We start from the raw sequence: 4978 nt of genomic DNA, 5'->3' as shown, positions 1-4978 counted from the left end.
ATCGAGAGCAGTCAACACCAATTTTGCACACCGAAGTGCGCGCTACAGGGATGCCAGCGCCAAGGACCGCGCGCTCCCTCATCCCTTCAGACTCGAAGACGAATAGATCGGGACGATGAGCTGACAACTGGTACTGGAGTCGTCGAAGTGGGCGGAGATACCACGGATAAATCCCGCTGATCGATGCACCCCAATAAGAAACGATGCGTCGTACACCGGAAGCTCTCAGCGCCTTGGCAATCGGAACGGAGACCGGAAGATCAAACGCCAAGGTGTGAGTGATTTGATGATCACGGACCCAAGCGGAGAACTTCTCGAGCTCGGAGCGTTCTGCAGAATAGGTTACCGACGTGACGCTCCCGGCATGATCTAGCAGATGCTTTGGGAAGCCGGTCGATAGGTTCGAGTAGGCGTAGTGGATCCGACTACTCTCACCGGCTACCACACGCGCGGCCTCGTGAAACACGCGCTCCAACGTCGCAATGGCGTATCCAGTGTTCGCTCGACAGTGAAATAGGAGCAGAACGCTAGGTGACATCAGCAAACCTCATCGCTCATTACAGGAGTTCCTGCGGGATCGTACGCATCCTCCGCGGAGAACGCCGTGTTCACGAGCTCGGCAAAGCGCGCATTTGATCGACGAAGTTCTGCGAATGTACCCTCGCCTACTACACGTCCAGCGTCCAGCATAATGACGTAGTCGGCCGCCTGAATGGTCGTAACGCGATGGGCGATCATCACGATGGAACGATCCTTTCGTAGCTCCAATAGCGTATCCAGTACTTCCGCTTCTGTTCGTCCGTCGAGCGCCGATGTCGCTTCGTCCAGGATCAAAAAGTCTGCGTCATTGTACAGTGCGCGCGCGAGTCCCACGCGCTGGCGCTGGCCGCCAGAGAGAAGAGACCCACGTTCGCCCACCCGATAGTTCACGCCTTCAGGGAGTGATGACACGAGATCGGCGAGACGAGCCTGCTCGAGCGCCTGCGCGAGTCGCCGCGGATCTGGTTCCTCGGCGCTTCCGAAAGACACATTGTTGGCGATGCTGTCGTCGAGAAGATAGATCGATTGCGGTACATAGCCGACACACTCGAACCACCGCGGGCCCATCGTCGAGACGTCCACGCCGCCAACGGTTACACGGCCGCGTTCGGGGCGCAAAAGCCCAAGGAGCAGATCGCTGAGCGTACTCTTGCCCGATCCCGAATGGCCAACGACGACGGTGAGCGAATGCGCCGGAATGCGCGCTGTTACTCCACGCAACACCGGCTCGCTGCTGTTCGGATACGCAAACCACACATCGTCGAGCAATATGTCCGCTGGGTACGCCGGGCGCGCCGCGGCGGACGACTCAGTCTGTCGCGCGTCGGTACGGCGCCCTTCCAGTACGTCGGGAAGAATCTCGTCGATCACCTGTAGATTGGCCCGAACCTGGGAGACCGCCTTGAAGATGGCCTGGCCAGCCGGCAGGAGGCGGTAACCCGTCATGGCGTATACGCTCAACACGCCGATCACCTCAGCTGGTGTTGTGCCAGCGCGCAGTTCGAATATCGCGATCAGAAGAAGCACCGCAAAGACAATTGTCTCCAGCACGAACCGCGGTACATCGGCCAAAAGACCGACAATTGCTTCGGATGCGTACCCACGGTTGGCAACTTCGAGGTACCTCGCCCTATAACGCTCCTCGGTGCCGGAGAGCCGGATCTCCTTGAGACCGCCCAGACTCTCCTGCAGGAGCCGCTGCTTCAGTTTGCCACCCTGCCACAGGCTATCGCCGTGAAACACCAGCCGGTTCCGTACGAGCAGAAACAGCAGCCCATAGCCACCACCCACCAGCAAGGCGAAGATCAACACCACCCTCGGCTGATACAGCATCAGTCCCACCACGATCACGAGCACGATTGCTGCCTGACTCGCTATCGTCATGAGCGGCTGCATCACATTGTAAGCAAATCGTGGCGCACCGACGGAGATTTTCGTGATAAGCTGCGATGAGTTCGTGCCGGCAAGCTGCGAGTAGTCGCGCCGCAGAAAACAGGTGAGTAGATCGCGCTGGAGTTCCGCACCAAGTCCCAGCGACACGCGAAAGGTGAGCCATACCGTCACGGCCGCCACCAGATTCGAAAGCGCCAACGCGATGATCATCAGTGCCGCGAAGGCGATCAGCGCCTGTGTGTCACTGGCGAAGCCGACCGCCTGATAGACGCTGCTGGCGAGGGGGTTGGTGTGCAGAATCTCAGGACGGGACAGCAAGGCCACGAACGGCGCGACCGAACCGGCGCCGACGACCTGAAACAGCCCAGCTACGATGAAAAAAAGCTGCACGAAGGGATAGCGTCGCCGCTGTACTGGCGACAGCATCAACCGCAATGAGCGCCACAGTTGGCCGATGCTCACAGCAGCCACCCGCGCAGGCGCGCCCGAAAACCGTTCATCGATACGCCACTCGGGACGTTCCACCGTGGAATCGCGTGTGATGGAACCGGAGCGCGGAACCACCCACCTGCCACCAGCAGCCCGAAGCGCTCAGGGACCTGCGAGCGCGGCGCACTCCCGTACGGATAGGCAACCACCGGAACGGTGGAGAGGGCAGACTGGCTGTCGAGCCATTCAGCGCACGCATGAATCTCCGCCTCCACGTCGGCCGTGTCGAGTGCGCCCAGATTGGCGTGATGCATCGTATGATTCCCGAATGTGACCTGCGGGAAGCGCGCAGCATGCCTGACACCGTCGAGCGTGGCGATCGAAAATGCCACCAGAGCGTCATCTCCCGCCACGCGTTGCTGATGATGCCCGAAGCCGCGCTCATCCCACAGAAACCGATGTCGTGCGTTCGCGTCCCACGTGCCGCCGGCCGCTCGCCAATCCCATTCGGGGATGGTCCCTAGCAATGCCGGGCTGACGAACACGGTGCAGGGAAGCCCCCGAGCGGCACAGGCACTGAGGCCATGCTGCAGGGCACCTTCGTACGCGTCGTCGAAGGTGATGGCCACACGCGGGAAGGAGGTCTCCTCGCCCTCCAGCAATTCCATGAGTGGCACGATCGCCGCTTCGGCCCGCACGACGTCGAGTTGCTGCTGGAACGTGGCAGCCGGTAAATGCAGCGAACGATCGCCTCCAATCCGGGAGGCGTCGGCCACCACGTTGTGATACGCGAGCACGAGACGCGCCCCGCCACGGTGGCGCGCGGGAACGCGAACGAGGAGACGTTCGACCAGTCCTCTCATCGATGTCCGCACCACCTTCACGGAATCCCCCGAATGAGGCGCGCGCCCAGAGAATTGGTGACAACGAGCGGCAACCGCTGCCAGATTCGGACGGCGGCGCCATACCCGCCGCTTTCGGCGTTGGGCGGCACCGCCACCGTTCGCCGATCATGCTGCTGATACCACGGGAGCGGTTCGTCACGCCCGCCCCATTGCTGCTTGAAACGGTGTGTGCCGGACCCCTCGGTACACCGCCCGAAGTTGAACGCATTGAACCCGCGTTCGCACGTACGGCGGATGAACGCCCCGTACAGCGCCATGTTCGGCGAGATCTTCTGATACCGGCGCAGTGCCGACGCCCACGAGATCTCCACCTCGGCGCCGTTCTCGATGGCGAAACCGGCGGCCACGGGCTCCGTTCCCAAGTACGCGACGCCAATCCAGGCGCGGTCACCCAACGCGTCGGCCAGCCGCTCGAAGAAGTGCAGCCCATGCGCCGGCGACCCCAGGTCGCGCATGTGTTCGGTGAACACGCGATGATAGTCCGCCGCGTGCTCCCGTCCGAACTTCACCACGATCCCTTCCTTTTCGCCGCGACGCACCTGACTGCGCAGTTTGCTGTCGAACCGCTTGAGTGTTGCTTCGTAGTCGTTGGGCACCACATCCAGCACCACGGTGATCTTGCGGGCTACCGGTGTGAGCGCCGTCTCGATGGGTACACGCGAGCGCAGCTCCACCAGCTTGGCGCTCTTGCCCAGCTCTGCCGCGCGCGCCGTAAGCGCGCGCTGCGCCGCGGCGGTACCCAACGGGCCGCCGTAGCTCACAAAGGGGAGGCTCACCAGATAGTGCCCGAACACCAGGCTCTTCACCCGTACCAGTGGCAACACGCCAACCAATGCGTCGCCATCGCGGGCCATGAGATAGGGCGACTCGTGCCCGTACACGCCGGTGTACACTCCACGCCACTCCCACCGGTGGAACGTGCTGCCTTGCTCGTGCTGCTCCACGAACCGGTTCCACGCCTCGGCGTCGTTGTCGGTGGCTTCGGTGATGCGGATTGATTCAGGCATGAACGGCAGAAGTCACTGGGGCGCTCTCGAACGAACGGATCGACCGGAACGCGAAGCGCTGCATCAGCAGGCGTAGCCGGTCGGCGCACGCGTGCAGTCCGCGATAATGCCGGACGCGCGTAAGGGGACCCACCGGCAGCCGCGGCTGCTCTGGGTCCACCTCCCACGGGTGCAGATAGAAGACCGCTGGCTGTCCTTCATGCAACACCTGCGCCAGTCCGCGCTCGATCACCCACCGGGGGAACTGCCGGAACCAGCCGCCACCCGCCACCGGCACGTTGATGCCGGCCACCGGCCACACGGCCGGCGGGTACTCATGCAATGGCCCCGCCTCGGTGGTGAGCACATGTGGCTCACGGGCGCCGCTCGCCGTCCCGTACCCGGGGCGGGTGATAGGGAAGCGGCTGGAGTCGTACCGGTACCCCTCTTCCACCAGCACGCGCGCTGCCCAGGGCACCGCGTCGGTGAGCGAGAAGCTGGGGGCACGATATCCGGTCACGGCTGTCCCCGAGGCATCCTCTAACACCGCCTTCGCGCGTTGCACGTCGTCACGAAACGCGGCTTCGGTGATCGTGGGAATACGCTGGTGCCAGTAGCCGTGCGAGGCCACTTCGTGCCCCGCGTCTGCAATACGCCGCACCAGCTGCGGATAGCGCTCGGCCACCCAGCCAAGGGTGAAGAACGTGCCCGTGGCCCCGTGGTCGG

4 protein-coding genes are annotated in these 4978 nt (G+C 63.0%); all 4 read right to left on the bottom strand.

Annotation, left to right across the window (positions count from 1 at the left end):
• Positions 1-537 precede the first annotated feature (537 nt).
• On the bottom strand, positions 538-2457 hold the full coding sequence (locus ACIQ6O_RS12820) for an ABC transporter ATP-binding protein (protein WP_396208183.1): 1920 nt from the start codon (positions 2455-2457) through the stop codon (positions 538-540).
• A complete protein-coding gene (locus ACIQ6O_RS12815) occupies positions 2391-3224 on the bottom strand; it encodes a polysaccharide deacetylase family protein (protein ID WP_396208182.1) in 834 nt (277 codons plus the stop codon). Before ACIQ6O_RS12815 ends, ACIQ6O_RS12820 begins: the two co-directional genes overlap by 67 nt.
• A 17-nt stretch (positions 3225-3241) precedes the next feature.
• Positions 3242-4273 carry a FemAB family XrtA/PEP-CTERM system-associated protein gene (locus tag ACIQ6O_RS12810; protein ID WP_396208181.1) on the bottom strand — a complete coding sequence of 344 codons (1032 nt, stop codon included), beginning with the start codon at positions 4271-4273 and terminating at the stop codon, positions 3242-3244.
• Positions 4266-4978, bottom strand: a 713-nt coding sequence (locus ACIQ6O_RS12805) for a DUF3473 domain-containing protein (RefSeq protein WP_396208180.1), incomplete at its 5' end; no start/stop codon positions are given. The genes ACIQ6O_RS12810 and ACIQ6O_RS12805, both read right to left, overlap by 8 nt.

The organism is Gemmatimonas sp., assembly GCF_044345575.1.
In the GTDB taxonomy this organism is placed as follows: domain Bacteria; phylum Gemmatimonadota; class Gemmatimonadetes; order Gemmatimonadales; family Gemmatimonadaceae; genus Gemmatimonas.
Note: the sequence above shows the minus strand (reverse complement) of the source record. Positions and strands in the feature narration are given on the sequence as shown.

Excerpts from the sequence above, each read along its gene's own strand:
- ACIQ6O_RS12815 (WP_396208182.1), bottom strand. The coding sequence starts at position 3,224 with ATGAGAGGACTGGTCGAACGTCTCCTCGTTCGCGTTCCCGCGCGCCAC.
- ACIQ6O_RS12810 (WP_396208181.1), bottom strand. The coding sequence starts at position 4,273 with ATGCCTGAATCAATCCGCATCACCGAAGCCACCGACAACGACGCCGAG.